At 35.1% G+C, this 13953-nt stretch carries 15 protein-coding genes and 1 pseudogene; 9 read left to right on the top strand and 7 right to left on the bottom strand.

The features are described from left to right. Positions 1-16: 16 nt before the first annotated feature. From AC5LWL_RS04075 to AC5LWL_RS04035, 9 genes are all read left to right on the top strand, one after another. Complete coding sequence (locus AC5LWL_RS04075) at positions 17-2419, top strand: Na+/H+ antiporter subunit A (protein WP_493433126.1); 2403 nt, start codon at positions 17-19, stop codon at positions 2417-2419. Beyond that, positions 2406-2828 (top strand): Na(+)/H(+) antiporter subunit B, encoded by a 423-nt coding sequence (locus AC5LWL_RS04070; protein ID WP_493436536.1) that lies wholly within the window; start codon positions 2406-2408, stop codon positions 2826-2828. Before AC5LWL_RS04075 ends, AC5LWL_RS04070 begins: the two co-directional genes overlap by 14 nt. Next, entirely contained in the window at positions 2828-3169 is a 342-nt protein-coding gene (locus AC5LWL_RS04065) for a Na(+)/H(+) antiporter subunit C (RefSeq protein ID WP_493433125.1), read from the top strand. The genes AC5LWL_RS04070 and AC5LWL_RS04065 overlap by 1 nt, the downstream gene beginning before the upstream one ends. After that, complete coding sequence (locus AC5LWL_RS04060) at positions 3162-4643, top strand: Na+/H+ antiporter subunit D (RefSeq protein ID WP_493433124.1); 1482 nt, start codon at positions 3162-3164, stop codon at positions 4641-4643. The genes AC5LWL_RS04065 and AC5LWL_RS04060 overlap by 8 nt, the downstream gene beginning before the upstream one ends. A 5-nt stretch (positions 4644-4648) precedes the next feature. Next, the gene (locus AC5LWL_RS04055; RefSeq protein ID WP_493433123.1) at positions 4649-5125 is read left to right on the top strand and encodes a Na+/H+ antiporter subunit E; all 477 of its coding nucleotides are present in this window, start codon (positions 4649-4651) and stop codon (positions 5123-5125) included. A 47-nt stretch (positions 5126-5172) separates the two neighbouring features. Further along, positions 5173-5409, top strand: coding sequence for a Na(+)/H(+) antiporter subunit F1 (locus AC5LWL_RS04050; RefSeq protein WP_493436535.1), 237 nt, complete (start codon positions 5173-5175; stop codon positions 5407-5409). After that, on the top strand, positions 5393-5746 hold the full coding sequence (mnhG, locus tag AC5LWL_RS04045) for a monovalent cation/H(+) antiporter subunit G (RefSeq protein ID WP_493433122.1): 354 nt from the start codon (positions 5393-5395) through the stop codon (positions 5744-5746). The genes AC5LWL_RS04050 and mnhG overlap by 17 nt, the downstream gene beginning before the upstream one ends. A 300-nt stretch (positions 5747-6046) precedes the next feature. Beyond that, positions 6047-6169, top strand: a complete 123-nt coding sequence (locus AC5LWL_RS04040; RefSeq protein ID WP_493433121.1) for a hypothetical protein — start codon at positions 6047-6049, stop codon at positions 6167-6169. Between the two features lie 216 nt (positions 6170-6385). Beyond that, positions 6386-7105, top strand: a complete 720-nt coding sequence (locus AC5LWL_RS04035) for a metallophosphoesterase family protein (protein WP_493433120.1) — start codon at positions 6386-6388, stop codon at positions 7103-7105. Between the two features lie 208 nt (positions 7106-7313). Here the strand turns inward: AC5LWL_RS04035 and AC5LWL_RS04030 are convergent, their stop codons facing one another. From AC5LWL_RS04030 to AC5LWL_RS04000, 7 genes and pseudogenes are all read right to left on the bottom strand, one after another. Beyond that, a complete protein-coding gene (locus AC5LWL_RS04030; protein ID WP_493433119.1) occupies positions 7314-8057 on the bottom strand; it encodes an HAAS domain-containing protein in 744 nt (247 codons plus the stop codon). A 4-nt stretch (positions 8058-8061) separates the two neighbouring features. Next, the gene (locus AC5LWL_RS04025) at positions 8062-8388 is read right to left on the bottom strand and encodes a PadR family transcriptional regulator (protein WP_493433118.1); all 327 of its coding nucleotides are present in this window, start codon (positions 8386-8388) and stop codon (positions 8062-8064) included. 198 nt (positions 8389-8586) lie between these two features. Further along, entirely contained in the window at positions 8587-9474 is an 888-nt protein-coding gene (locus AC5LWL_RS04020; protein WP_493433117.1) for a hypothetical protein, read from the bottom strand. Between the two features lie 247 nt (positions 9475-9721). Continuing rightward, entirely contained in the window at positions 9722-10861 is a 1140-nt protein-coding gene (gene ssuD, locus AC5LWL_RS04015) for an FMNH2-dependent alkanesulfonate monooxygenase (protein ID WP_493436534.1), read from the bottom strand. A 26-nt stretch (positions 10862-10887) separates the two neighbouring features. Then, positions 10888-11619 (bottom strand): annotated as a pseudogene (locus AC5LWL_RS04010) (ABC transporter permease); the annotation flags it as partial. A gap of 128 nt (positions 11620-11747) precedes the next feature. Continuing rightward, on the bottom strand, positions 11748-12737 hold the full coding sequence (locus AC5LWL_RS04005; RefSeq protein WP_493433116.1) for an aliphatic sulfonate ABC transporter substrate-binding protein: 990 nt from the start codon (positions 12735-12737) through the stop codon (positions 11748-11750). Between the two features lie 17 nt (positions 12738-12754). Further along, positions 12755-13522 (bottom strand): ABC transporter ATP-binding protein, encoded by a 768-nt coding sequence (locus AC5LWL_RS04000; protein ID WP_493433115.1) that lies wholly within the window; start codon positions 13520-13522, stop codon positions 12755-12757. Positions 13523-13953: the final 431 nt, after the last annotated feature.

Below are 13953 nucleotides of genomic sequence, written 5' to 3'. Positions count from 1 at the left end.
AATAGGGAGGAGTTCTATGTCTTTACTTCATTTCGCTATAATTTCACCATTCTTACTTGCCATTTTTATACCAATATTGTTTAAGATATTTAGGCAAGTGCACACAGGTTGGTTTGTTCTAACATTACCAATTCCTTTATTCGTTTATTTTTTATCTTTTATTCCTATCATCTCCACTCAACAAACGGTAACAAAATCTTTTTCTTGGATTCCTACTCTTGGGATTGACTTTACTGTTAAAGTTGACGGATTAGCTTTATTGTTTGCTCTTTTAATTTCTGGTATTGGTTCTTTAGTTGTTCTTTATTCCATTTATTACTTAAACAAAGATAAAGAACAATTAAATAATTTTTATGTATATTTGCTGCTTTTCATGGGAGCGATGCTAGGTGTTGTTCTTTCTGATAACCTGATTGTTTTGTATACTTTTTGGGAATTTACTAGCTTTTCTTCTTTCTTATTAATTGGATATTGGTACAACCGAGAAAAGTCACGGTACGGTGCACAAAAATCAATGCTAATTACTGTCTTGGGAGGCCTCGCTTTGTTAGGGGGGATTATTCTTCTCTATTTAATTACAGGGAGTTTCAGCATATCTGAAATCATTCAACAATCAAATGAAATACCGACACACTACTTATTTATACCTGCAATGCTTTGTATTTTACTTGGAGCCTTTACAAAATCAGCTCAATTTCCATTTCATATATGGTTACCTGATGCTATGGAAGCACCAACTCCTGTAAGTGCCTACCTTCATTCGGCTACGATGGTTAAAGCCGGGATTTATTTAGTGGCTAGAATGAGCCCAGTATTTGCTGAAGATGCTCTATGGATATGGTTAGTAGCAGGTTTTGGGATTATAACATTATTTTGGGGATCTTTCTCAGCAGTTAAACAAACTGATTTAAAAGGTATACTTGCCTTTTCAACTATTAGCCAACTTGGAATGATTATGACATTGTTAGGTATCGGTGGGGCTGCGTTACATTTTGATTCTGTTAAAGATAGTTTTTATACCGTCGCTACCGTTGCTGCAGTATTCCATCTAATCAATCATGCAACTTTTAAAGGTGCTCTTTTTATGGTGGTAGGAATTGTAGATCATGAAACAGGAACTAGAGATATTCGTAAGCTTGGTGGATTAATGCCTTTTATGCCAATTACCTTTACAGTTGCAATTATAGGTACATTTTCAATGGCTGGTCTCCCTCCATTTAATGGCTTTTTAAGTAAGGAAATGTTTTTCACCGCAATGGTACGAGTACTAAATATGGATATTTTAAATTTAGAGACAATTGGGATACTGTTTCCTGTTATCGCATGGGTAGCCAGTATTTTCACTTTTGTTTATAGCATGATCTTAGTCTTTAAAACGTTCACAGGGAAGTTCCAGCCTCAAAAATTAAAGAAAAAACCACATGAGGCCCCAATCGGAATGTTAATTCCACCTATTGTTTTGGCTTCACTTGTTATTGTTTTTGGTTTCTTTCCTAATGTCCTGTCGACTACAATTATTTCACCAGCTGTTGCTGCTATAATGCCTAATTTTACAGTGGACGTTCATATTTCATTCTGGCATGGTTTTTTTAACATAGAATTATTCATGACCTTTGGTGTTGTTGTTATAGGTTTCTTACTTTACAAGACTTATACAAGATGGGGTAGGGTGTATAGCATCTTTCCAGACAGAATTTCACTTAACCACCTTTATGACGGTATTTTAAAGAGTACAGAAAAGTTTTCTCGTAGAATAACCAGTAGCTTATTAACTGGCTCTTCTAGAACCTATCTTATCTATTTATTTTCATTTTTTATCATCATCTTAGGAACCACCCTATTTATAAAGAACGCTATTACTATTGATACAAATAATATATCTAACATTCATATCTCTGAGGTCTTCCTAGCTGTAGGTATATGTATTGTAGCTATTAGTATTCTTTTTGTTAAATCACGATTAACTTCTATTATCTTATTAGGCGCGGTTGGTTATTCAGTTTCGTTGTTTTTTGTTATATACCGCGCCCCAGATTTAGCATTAACTCAACTTGTTATTGAAACAATTTCCGTTGCGTTATTTTTGCTATGTTTTTACCATTTGCCTAAGTTAAAAAAGCGGGAAGTACGAGTCTCATTTAAAATAACAAATGCCCTTATTTCTATTGGGGTAGGAGTAATTGTAACACTTATTGCCTTATCAGCACATAGTAATAAGCGATTCGAATCAATTTCACAGTATTATGTAGAAAACACATATAAAGAGGCAGCAGGGAAAAATATGGTGAACGTCATCCTAGTTGATTTTCGTGGACTTGACACTATGTTTGAAATTACCGTCCTTGCTATTGCGGCAGTTGGAATCTTGGGATTAATTAAGCTCCGCCTAAAGGGAGGTAAGAAAACTGAAAACAAATGACATAATTTTACAGACTACTACAAAAATAGTATTATTTATCATTCTTATTTTCTCTGTATTTATTTTTTTTACAGGTCATTACACACCGGGAGGAGGATTCATAGGTGGCTTGTTAACTTCTGGAGCCATCGTATTATTACTATTAGCTTTTGACTTAAAGACGGTTAAAGAAATACTACCCTTTAATTATATTTATATGATTGCAATTGGCCTTCTATTTTCTATTGGAACGGGAGCATGGTCTTTACTTTTCAACGTCCCCTTCCTTACTCATGCTTATACTCATATTGAAATTCCTATAATTGGAGATCTTTCGCTGCATACAGCCACGATATTTGATTTAGGTGTGTTCTTAGTAGTTGTAGGAGTAACAATGACTATTATTCAAACGATTGGGGGAGATGAATAATGGAAATTATCATGATTTTTGTTATTGGAATTTTATTTACTTGTGCAACCTATTTAATGCTTTCGAAAAGTTTGCTTCGAATAATTGTAGGGACTGGGTTACTAAGTCATGGAGTACACTTGCTTCTTCTAACAATGGGTGGATTAAAAAAAGGAGCGGCACCATTGCTTGGAGAGAAGGCAGAATCCTATACAGATCCGATCCCTCAAGCGTTAATATTAACAGCTATTGTGATTAGTTTTGGAGTGACTGCCTTTTTCTTAGTGTTAGCCTATCGCACCTATCAAGAAATTGGAACAGATAATATGGAAAAATTGAGAGGAAATGAAGACCATGATTAATCTATTACTTTTACCAATACTAATCCCTTTAATTACTGGAGTTATTCTTCTTTTCTTTTCGAATAACATTGTTGGTCAAAGGTGGATTTCTGGAATATCCTCGTTTGTTAATGTACTTCTATCTGTCATATTGGTACAAAAGATTAGACAGGATGGTATACAAACATTGGATGTTTCTAGCTGGGAAGCACCGTTTGGGATTACACTTGTATCTGACATGTTATCTGCTTTACTCGTTCTAACAACTAGCATTGTGGCATTTGCCTGTCTAATTTACTCTTTCCGAAGCATCGGAGAAGCACGAGAGAGATTTTATTATTATCCATGTTTTAGCTTCCTAATTGTAGGCGTAAATGGTGCTTTTACAACAGGCGACATTTTCAACCTCTTTGTCTTTTTTGAAGTAATGTTGATGGCATCCTATGCACTTATAGTACTTGGGGGAACAAAAATACAACTACGTGAATCTATAAAATATCTTCTAGTAAATATTATATCTTCCGCTTTATTTGTTATAACAGTTGCTTATTTATATTCAGTCGTTGGAACGCTCAATATGGCACATATATCTCAGAGAATTAGTGAAATAGGACAACCGGGAATTGTAACCGTGATAGGTATTTTATTTTTAGTGGTATTTGGGTTAAAAGGAGCGATTTTCCCTTTATACTTCTGGCTTCCGGGTTCCTATTATGCCCCTCCTATTCCTGTAATGGCTCTTTTCGGAGCACTACTGACAAAGGTAGGAGTATACTCTATTATAAGAACGTACACTTTATTTTTCTATCATGATACAGGCTATACTAGTAAGATCTTAGCTATTCTCTCTATTTTAAGTATTATCCTTGGTTTAATTGGTGCACTTGCCTATTCAGATATAAAAAAAATTATCATCTACAATATCATAATTGCTGTCGGAGTAATACTTTTCGGTGTTTCGACCATGACAACTGATGCGCTGGTAGGTTCTGTGTTTTATTTAATCCATGATATGCTTATTAAAGCGACTCTATTTCTATTAGTAGGTATTATAGCGAGTATTACTGGTACTTGTAATTTAAAAGAAATAAGTGGATTGATTAAAAGTTATCCTGGATTAGCATGGACGTTTTTCTTAAGTGCCTTATCACTGGCAGGGATTCCTCCACTTAGTGGGTTTATCGGTAAGATTTTAATTATTAAGGGTGGGGTTGAAGGAGAAAACTACCTAGGATCTGCTATTGTATTAATGTCTAGCCTTCTAATTTTATATTCAGTAATGAAAATTTTTATAAATGGATTTTGGGGTTCATACCGATCTTATGAAGGGGAAGAGAAGGTGCCAGTAAAAACTTTAATGATTGCACCAATAATCCTGCTTATTGTTTCTATTTTCTATGGTGTGGGTGCCGAAGTAGTTTTCTCTTATATCTCACAAGCAGCTGAGACCTTGGCTAAACCAGAAATTTATATTGATGCAGTCTTAAAGGAGTGATTAGTATGGCATTTCAAATATTATTAAATGTTTTTCTTGGTTGTATGTGGATGGTAATGACTGTATCGTTTGAACCAGTAGTCTTTTTTAAAGGATATCTTTTTGGTTTGATCATAATCTTTATCTTCAGAGGTTTTTTTCAGTCTCGTTTTTACCTTTTAAGAATAGCCGCTGTATTAAAACTCACATATATTTTTATTAGAGAATTAATACTTTCAAATATTGCAGTTTTAAAATCGGTACTAAAACCAAAACTTGATATGAAGCCAGGTATATTCGCATACCCAACAATTTTAGAGAGCAATTGGGAGATAACAATTCTAGCAAACCTGATTACATTGACACCTGGAACTTTAGTCATAGAGATATCTCCTGATAACAAAACATTATATGTTCATGCATTAGATATTAATGATGTACAAGTATCAATTGACTCCATCAAAAATACATTTGAGAAAGCGATCTTGGAGGTGGGGCGATAATGTTTGAGACATTTATTTATATTGCGATACTGTTTATCGTAATTGCTATGTTAGGCTTTACCTACAGAGCTATTAAAGGCCCAACAATCCCTGATAGAATAATTGCTCTAGATGCCATTGGAATTAGTTTAGCGGGCTTAACCGCACTAATATCCATTGTTCTAAACACAAATGCTTTGCTTGAAGTTATTTTAGTAATTGGAATCCTGGCATTTATTGGTACTATAGCCTTTTCTAAATTTTTAGAGAAGGGAGTGGTAATTGAAAATGACCGAGATAGTTAAAGTATTCATTGTCTTGTTAATATCAATTGGGGTTCTTCTTAATCTGGTTGCTGCTTTAGGAATAATAAGATTTCCAGATGTATATACGAGAAACCACGCAGCATCTAAAGCATCAACCCTTGGTATTATGGTCATTCTGCTGGCTACTTTTCTATATTTTTATTTTATAACTGGCCATTTTAATTCAAGGATATTACTAGGAATTGTTTTTTTCTTTCTAACTACACCAGTTGCTGGTCATATTATAGGCAGAGCAGCATACAATTCAGGTGTAGAATTGTGGGGTAAAAGTTTACATGATGATTTAAAGAGTAAAAACAAAGATAGAAGTCGTTAATAAATGTAAATTATACGCAGATTTGTACTATAAGATATAGTTAAAAACCTTCCGTTTGTATATAATATGGAAGGTTTTTTAGGTAGAAAAATATCTATTTATAAAGCCTGAAAAAATGCTCAGCTCGTTGGCGAAAAATAAGATAAATAAGGCTTTATTGTCACCTTATTTTGTAAGCGTTAATTTCTATTGTAATCGCTAAAATAATGTGAACAGTTTTTGCTCCCTTCAAATGAACACTTTTTCGTATAATAATTGCATTTCTGTAGATTGAGTTTATCAGTTTGTAGGAGGAGGATAATGAAGAACAAGTTAATGATATATTTAGATTTATCTGAAGTTATGCGAACTAATTCGGTAACACTCGAAGATCGTTCCGCAATCTCTGTCACATTTAATAGGATGTTAGTTCTTTGCTTCTAGTTTACTTGTTGTATCTTCAAAGGGATATCCATTAAGATAACTATTACAATTTATCCGCTTGTGTTTAAACCATACTTCATTTACAAAGCTCTTAGTTAACTTCTTCCAAAATAAATGATACGATAAAGAAAACTTCCAGCAGTGAGAGATTCTTCTCATCTCCCAGTGATGGTTTTTGAACAACCTCTATTATTTTACAAGGAGTGATTATTACCGATGAAGATTGCATTTATTTCCGACATACATGGAAATGCGGTTGCACTGGCGTCTGTCCTAGAAGATATGAAAAGTAAAAAGGTGGATAAAATTTATGTTCTTGGCGATATTTGTTATCGAGGACCAGAACCTAGACGTTCACTTGATTTAATTCGCAGTTTAAATACAGATGTGATTAAAGGAAATGCCGATGAATGGGTAGTAAGAGGTGTTAATCAAGGAGAGGTTCCGGATGAAGCATTGGATTTAATGAATAAGGAAAGAGATTGGATTGTGTCGCAATTAGAAGAAAGTGACAAAGACTTCTTAAGCAGCCTTCCTACTGAAATTCATACAGAGGTAGAAGGTGTATCCATCCACGGCTTTCATGCCACGCCAACAAGTCTATTTGACATCGTGCTTCCACACGCTGAAGATGACGTCATAGAAAAAACATTAATGTCTGCAACAAATTCTGAAATCTATGTTTACGCTCATATTCATAAACCATATATCCGTTATATAAAAGGTAAAATTGTGATGAATATCGGAAGTGTTGGATTGCCTTTTGATGGACAAGCAAAATCCTCCTATGGATTAGCCGAAATCCATGAAGGCAGCATTCAAACCTCCATTGTCCGCGTTAACTATGATACAGAAAAAGTAATCCAGCAATATAAAGATAGAGATTATCCGAATGCAGAGATGATGAGCAAGGTTATTAAGAATGGGCAGTTATAATTCATTAATCTAATAAAAGGTGAAAACAGATACACTATATTAGCTCCCATTTTTAGTCCAATTCATAGAATGAATTGGACTATTTTATTCATTTCACCCATTTCCAAATCTACCATTCCATTTTAAGTGTGATAGCTAGATGTACAGATTCAGTGCTTACAGTACTTTCTAAAAAAGCCGTCATTAAACTTTTTGATATAATTCTATATTATCTTTTTTCTTTATTTTTTACGATAAGAAAGTAAATGCCAATACCAACAAAAGTTACTAAACTGGTTACTATTAATTGAGTACTCTCTTGAAAGCTCGTTTTATTAAGAAGAAACTCTGGTAAAAACAATAGAATAGGAAGAATAATAGAAACCCAAGTTTTGCTCCAAATGGATATTCCAACAAAAACAAGAATGGAAAACAGGATTGCAGCTATATTTCCAGCCTTTCCAAAAGAGATCATTGTTGTGTCATAGTATCTATCCAAATAAATTAGCCCAATAAATAAAATTGTTGGCATAATTCCAAGCAAAGCAAAAAGTAACCGTTCCTTAGTTTTGGAAATTTTATTACTTGCAACATACTTAAATACAACGGAAATAAGCAATAACACAAATAAAAATATAAACAAATATCCAGTTATTCTAAGGAGGGAGTACTTTATTCCTCCTTGCAAAGCATCCCCCATTACAATATAAGAAAAGGCACCAAGTATAATAATTGGGATATATTTTAGAACTGCTTTAAAATCAAAAGACATTTCATTTGCTAATTGTTCCATATACGCTTTTGGTGTATTCCCAATTATATCATCTACTTTCTTTCCATCTTTTTCAGCCACATACAAATGATCTTCTAATTCGCTAATGATTTCTTCTGCCTCTTTTTCATTTTTTCCACTTGAAAATAAATAAAGTCGTAAATCTTCTAAAAAACTGCGGCTTTCTTGTGAAATATTCAACAAGTTAATCATCCTCTCCCAATAAATTGTTCACACTGCTGGAGATAGTACTCCACTTCTTTTTAAACTCTTCCAATTCCTCTGTTCCTTTTCCAGTTAATGAGTAATATTTTCGCTTAGGGCCACCGGAAGGAAGTTCTTTTTGACTAGTTGTCACTAGTCCCTCTTTTCTCATTCTCAGCAATAATGGATAAATACTTCCCTCACTAACCATTGTAAATCCAAAACCATTTAGTTTTTCCATCATTTCATATCCATAGATTTCCCCTTTGGCGATAATAGATAAAAGACAACCTTCTAAAATACCTTTTAAAATTTGGCTTGATGACACTAATTTCCCTTCTTTCCTTCTATCCCTCATCTAACTTGTTATACAATATAGTTGCGTAAAAAAAATCAACTACTTTGCATTACAATATAGTTGTAATTTAACATAATGCTTTTTACATTTCAAGTAAAACTTTCTGAATCAAAAAAAAAAAAGAGACAGCTTAATTAACAAACTGTCTCTAGTCTGCTTTATAAAAATTTACTGCACCTCTTCCGTCCAGTTAAAAGGATCCACATTATTTTGTTCTGCCTCCAACTCTGGATGCAAAAATGGAATAAAGGAAGGCTTATTTTTTTCCTTTTCGATTAAAGTCTTAATGCAGCTTCCAATGGTATATTTTATGTCGGCTGAAACCATTCCAAAAGGCAATTCAGCTGCTCTGCCGAAATAAACAGCCGTTTCTTTATCTTTTGATAATTTCACCTTTTTGCTATTCATTAAGTACGGGCGATCTGATTGGACTGTATAAATGGTTTGCCAATCACTTACTGTTTCAAATTGAATTTTGGTAAGATGCTCTCCAGCAACAGAAATTAAAATAATATCCGGCTCCAGATACTCCACTAATTGATGCCATAGCTGCACACCTTTTGTCTGAAGTTTTTGTTGTTCCTCTTTACTCAAATCCTCCCATATCGGATTGGTGGCTAAGGGCGAGCATATATCTGTATGAAGGGCTGTATTCTCTTTCCCTCCATAGAAACTGGCACCTAATCCCTCCAATAGCGGTTCAAAAGAAGGGTCGTACCATGCTTTATACGGATTTTCTTTAAAATAATGATTTAATGCAGCAGTGTATTGTTGATTGAAATGATAATAATGGTCCTGTATCATTGATTGAAATCTTTGGAAAGGGTCATCTTTAGGAAAATCCCGCTTAGAAGGATTTAATCCAACAGTTATGATACGGATGGGGGAATCAAAATATTCTTTACTGTCGCCAAAATAGATAATTGGCATAGAAGGTTTAATAACATACGAATAATCCTTGTGTGTTTCATACATTTCCCAATAATCTTTAATCAACTGGTTTAGTTTTTCCTCTTTAGTAACAATAAAAATCATCCTTCCATTTTGATTAAGCAATATTTTGCTTACTCCTATTATTTCGCTCTCAAAATAAGCATTTCCTTCCTATTATTATCTCCTTTCAAAAAATTTTTCTTCATTTGTCGATTTTTTCTTGCGCTCCTCACTTTTTTCTCGCGTTCCTCCAATTTTTCCCGCGTTCCTCTAATTCCTTCCCCATGCTCAGCCATGTTTTCCACCATTCCACCTATAGCTTCCCACACCCAGACAAAAAGGCACCCATTTCTGAGTGCCTTCCTTTTACTTATTCCACTTTTACTTTCTGTGGAAAATAGTCATTTCCTACAGTTTCTCCTGACAAGAATGCCAGTGAATCATTATTTTCCCTGTTTCCTTTAAAGTCTAGCAATGGAAAAACGAGTTCGGCAAAATGATAAGCTTCTTCCAAATGTGGATACCCTGAGAAGATAAAAGATTCAATGCCAATTTCCTGATATTCTTTTATTCGTGCTGCGACTGATTGAGGACTTCCAACCAATGCAGTTCCTGCTCCTCCCCTTGTTAATCCCACTCCCGCCCATAAGTTAGGACTGATTTCCAATTTGCTGCGATCGCCTTTATGCAAATCAAACATTCTTCTTTGCCCCGTGGAATCCTGGCGACTAAGTGTTGCCTGTGCTTTTGCAATCACATCATCATCAACATATTTAATTAATCGTTCAGCAGCACTCCAAGCTTCTTCTTCTGTTTCTCTGACAATCACATGAAGTCGGATGCCAAAACGCAGCGTTCTTCCTTTTTTCTCTGCTTTCGCTTTTACCGATTCTATCTTTTCTTTCACTTGATCAAGTGGTTCCCCCCAAGTTAAATAAACATCAGTATGCTCAGCTGCCACTTCTTGTCCTGCCTCTGACGATCCTCCAAAATAAATTGGAGGTCGTGGTGATTGATACGCAGGAAACAATAGACTGCTATTTTCCACTTTTATATGGTCACCCTCAAAGTTCACCTTTTCTCCTTCTAAAAGAGATTTCCATACTGTCATAAATTCATCTGTTTCTTTATAGCGCTCATCATGAGACAAGAAAACCCCATCTCCTGCTAGTTCCACCGGATCTCCTCCAGCTACGACATTAATCAACAATCTCCCTTCCGAAATGTGATCCAATGCGGAGGCCATCCTTGCTGCAACAGGTGGCTGCATTAATCCTGGACGTACCGCTACTAAAAATTTTAGATATCTTGTTTCCGCAGCTAAAGCCGAAGCCGTAATCCAGGGATCTTGGCAGGATCTTCCTGTTGGTAATAATACTCCCGTATAGCCTAACTGATCTGCAGCCTGTGCGATTTGTTTTAGATACGAATATTTAAAAGATCTTCCGCCTATCGTTGATCCTAGATAATGCCCATCACCATGAGTAGGTACAAACCAAAGTATTTCCATTTTTATCTCTCCCATCATTTCATTCATTAATTTTCCCCTTGAAAGCTATCTCTCCACTTTAATAATCTTCTTTCCAATAATCTCACTAAAGAATCTGTCAGCTTCCCTACTACTGCGAAAATAATAATCCCTACAAAAACAATACTTGTTTGTGAAAACTGCCTAGCATCCATGATCATATAGCCAATTCCAGCAGTTGAGCCCATCAGCTCAGCAACAACTAATCCAAGCCAAGCAATGCCAAGTGACAAGCGAACACCTAATAAGATATTAGGAAGAGCTGCTGGCAAGATCAGTTTTGTCATCTGTTTGAGCGGACTAAACTCCAACACTTTTGCCACTTCAAACAATTTTTTATCCACCCCTCTTATTCCTTGAAATGTATTAATATAAATAGGGAAAAAAGCTCCCATGCTAATTAATAAAATCTTCGAAAGCTCACCAAACCCAAACCATAATATAAATAAAGGCGTTACAGCCAAATGGGGTACAGTTCGCAGCATTTGCAAAGAAGGATCTAAATAATCCTCTGATCTTCTCGAAAACCCTATAATAGCTCCTAAAATAATGCCAATGCTTCCACCTAGTAAGAAACCAACGGCAGCACGCCAAATGCTTATCCTTAAATTAGCTCCTAATTCACCTGAAATAATCAAATCTTTAAAAGATAACGCAATATCCTTTGGCGTCGGCAATACAATAGAAGAAACGAATTGCATGTTTCCAGCCAATTGCCAAACAACAAGAATCAGAATAGGCAGCACTAACCCTTTTAACACCGATAAGCCAACCACCTTTTTCTTTTTCGTTTGACTGCCTGCCTTAAACTTAACTTGATGCGTTTGACCAGTGATTGCCTTTATGTCACTCATTATTACACTCCTTTCTACTTGGAAGATTTTAATGCTTCGTCAATAAACGTATTATCTACCACTTCTTTTACATCAATTTTCTTTTTAATTGCCCCAATTTTATATTGGAAATCAGCTGTTTCTTGCTGTGCTTTTATAATTTCATCGGTCACAGGATCATTGGTTGCTCCTGTGTTATCAAGAACACTTTCCACTACTTTTTTATCCAGCTTCTTGGCCTTCGCATAAATATCGACCACTTCGTCCCTATGTTCTTTTTGAAAGGCTACTGCTTTTTGAATTACTTTTAAGAATTGAACCGTTTCTTTTGGGTGTTGATCAGAAAAGTCACTTCTCACAAGGAAAAATGCAGGAGAATAAATATTATCTAGAGATTCTCCATTTGCAAGCACCTTTGCCTCATTATTAATTGTTTCTATAGAGATAAATGGTTCCCAGATAGACCAAGCATCCACTGAACCACTATCAAAAGCCGGTTTTGCTTCATCTGGCTGCAATTGAATCACTTGCACATCATCCGGCTTCAGACCAGCTTGATCCATCGCTTTATAAAGAAAATCAAATCCGCTGCTCCCTTTGGCAACTGCTACTTTTTTGCCTTTCAAGTCACTGATACTCTTAATCTTGCTATCTTTATTTACTAAAATAGCATTTCCTTTTAATCCATCTTGATAAACAGATAATTCTTTAAATCCAATTCCTGCTGACTGTGCCGCAATAACAGGGGAGTTCCCAACACCTGCAAAATCAATCTTCCCAGCTGAAACTCCTTCAAACTGCGGTGGACCACTTTGAAACTCCGTCCACTTCACTTGAATGCCAGCTTTTTTAAACTCTTCTTCAAACCAGCCTTTTTCCTTTGCTAACAAAAGTGGTGTTAAACTTTGTTGAATGGCGATATTAATGACCTTTAGTTTCTCCTTCTCTCCAGTGCTTTGTTTTGCACCACAGCCTGTTAAAAGCAAAAGCAGCAATACAGTAAAAATAATTGTTAACTTTTTCATCGTGATTCCCCCATTAATTAGATGCCTAGCCCTTCTGCATATGTCTCATTTTCTGTATGTTCAAATTCTTTTAGAACGCTTTGTCTGAATGCTTGAAAATCAGTTGATGTACGATTGCGAGGATATGCTAAAGGAATTTTCATCTCCTTATGTACTTTTCCTGGTTTCGCCTTCATAATCGCCAAAGAATTGCCAAGATAGATTGATTCCTCTATATCATGTGTCACTAAAACCATCGACATTTTTTTCTTTTGCCAAATATCCAAAAGAACATCTTGCAAATGCTTCCTTGTAAATGCATCAAGGGCACCAAAAGGTTCATCCAGCAGCAATACTTCCGGATCACGCAATAATGCTCTTGCTATAGCAACCCGCTGGGACATTCCGCCAGATAATTCTTTTGGATATAATTTTTCTGATCCCTTTAAGCGGACAATCTCAATTAATTCATCCACTTTCCTGCGCACCTCCTTCTTTTTCAAAGAAAGGTCTGCTGCAATATTTTCTTCTACTGTTAACCATGGAAATAATCGGTGCTCTTGAAAAATAAATCCTTGTTGAATACCAGCATTTTTTACTGAACGACCATTAATCGTAATTTCTCCTTCATATTCTGTATCAAGTCCAGCAATAATTTTCAGCAAGGTGCTTTTTCCGCATCCACTCGGACCAATTATTGTAAGAAAATCCTGCTCCTCCATTGATAGATTAATAGTATCTAATGCCTTTATTTTTTTACTTCCTTGCGTAAACGATTTATTATTTACAACCACTGAAATGGTCATTCCCTTCACTCCCTTTCTAAGAATTAAAAAACTGCATTATGTATATTCACAAAACATATAATTTCGATAAGTTTAATCGGTTTTAAATTCCTACTTTCCCTCCTTCTTTGTAGCTTAATAAAAAAAGGCATATTTCCCACCATAAAAATGGAGAAAATATGCCTTCGGTTTTCCGGTCAGCTATTAAGATATCTTGAATAGATTTTAATACAAAGTTTTCCACGTTGTCAACTTGGTTTTTATATTTTTTAGAAAAAATTTCAAAATTTTTTTATTCGTTTTTACTCAAACTTCGCAGTTATAAATCCTTCTTCATGTATTGACTTAACTTGGTTTAGAGCAATTAGAAAAGGATGATTGATTAATCTTTTAAGGTGTTTTTGCAAACATTATTCCTTATAAATAGGGGCTTTCTTTCCGTTTCAGGATGC

Source organism: Niallia sp. WK069_GA_01, assembly GCF_983173855.1.
This window is presented reverse-complemented; position numbering and strand designations above follow the sequence as displayed.

Bases quoted from the DNA above. Each gene is read 5' to 3' on its own strand.
- AC5LWL_RS04040 (WP_493433121.1), top strand. From the start codon at position 6,047: ATGAAGAACAAGTTAATGATATATTTAGATTTATCTGAAGTTATGCGA.
- AC5LWL_RS04000 (WP_493433115.1), bottom strand. From the start codon at position 13,522: ATGACCATTTCAGTGGTTGTAAATAATAAATCGTTTACGCAAGGAAGT.
- ssuD (WP_493436534.1), bottom strand. From the start codon at position 10,861: ATGGAAATACTTTGGTTTGTACCTACTCATGGTGATGGGCATTATCTA.
- AC5LWL_RS04065 (WP_493433125.1), top strand. From the start codon at position 2,828: ATGGAAATTATCATGATTTTTGTTATTGGAATTTTATTTACTTGTGCA.
- AC5LWL_RS04050 (WP_493436535.1), top strand. From the start codon at position 5,173: ATGTTAGGCTTTACCTACAGAGCTATTAAAGGCCCAACAATCCCTGAT.
- AC5LWL_RS04075 (WP_493433126.1), top strand. From the start codon at position 17: ATGTCTTTACTTCATTTCGCTATAATTTCACCATTCTTACTTGCCATT.
- mnhG (WP_493433122.1), top strand. From the start codon at position 5,393: ATGACCGAGATAGTTAAAGTATTCATTGTCTTGTTAATATCAATTGGG.
- AC5LWL_RS04035 (WP_493433120.1), top strand. From the start codon at position 6,386: ATGAAGATTGCATTTATTTCCGACATACATGGAAATGCGGTTGCACTG.
- AC5LWL_RS04060 (WP_493433124.1), top strand. From the start codon at position 3,162: ATGATTAATCTATTACTTTTACCAATACTAATCCCTTTAATTACTGGA.
- AC5LWL_RS04005 (WP_493433116.1), bottom strand. From the start codon at position 12,737: ATGAAAAAGTTAACAATTATTTTTACTGTATTGCTGCTTTTGCTTTTA.
- AC5LWL_RS04055 (WP_493433123.1), top strand. From the start codon at position 4,649: ATGGCATTTCAAATATTATTAAATGTTTTTCTTGGTTGTATGTGGATG.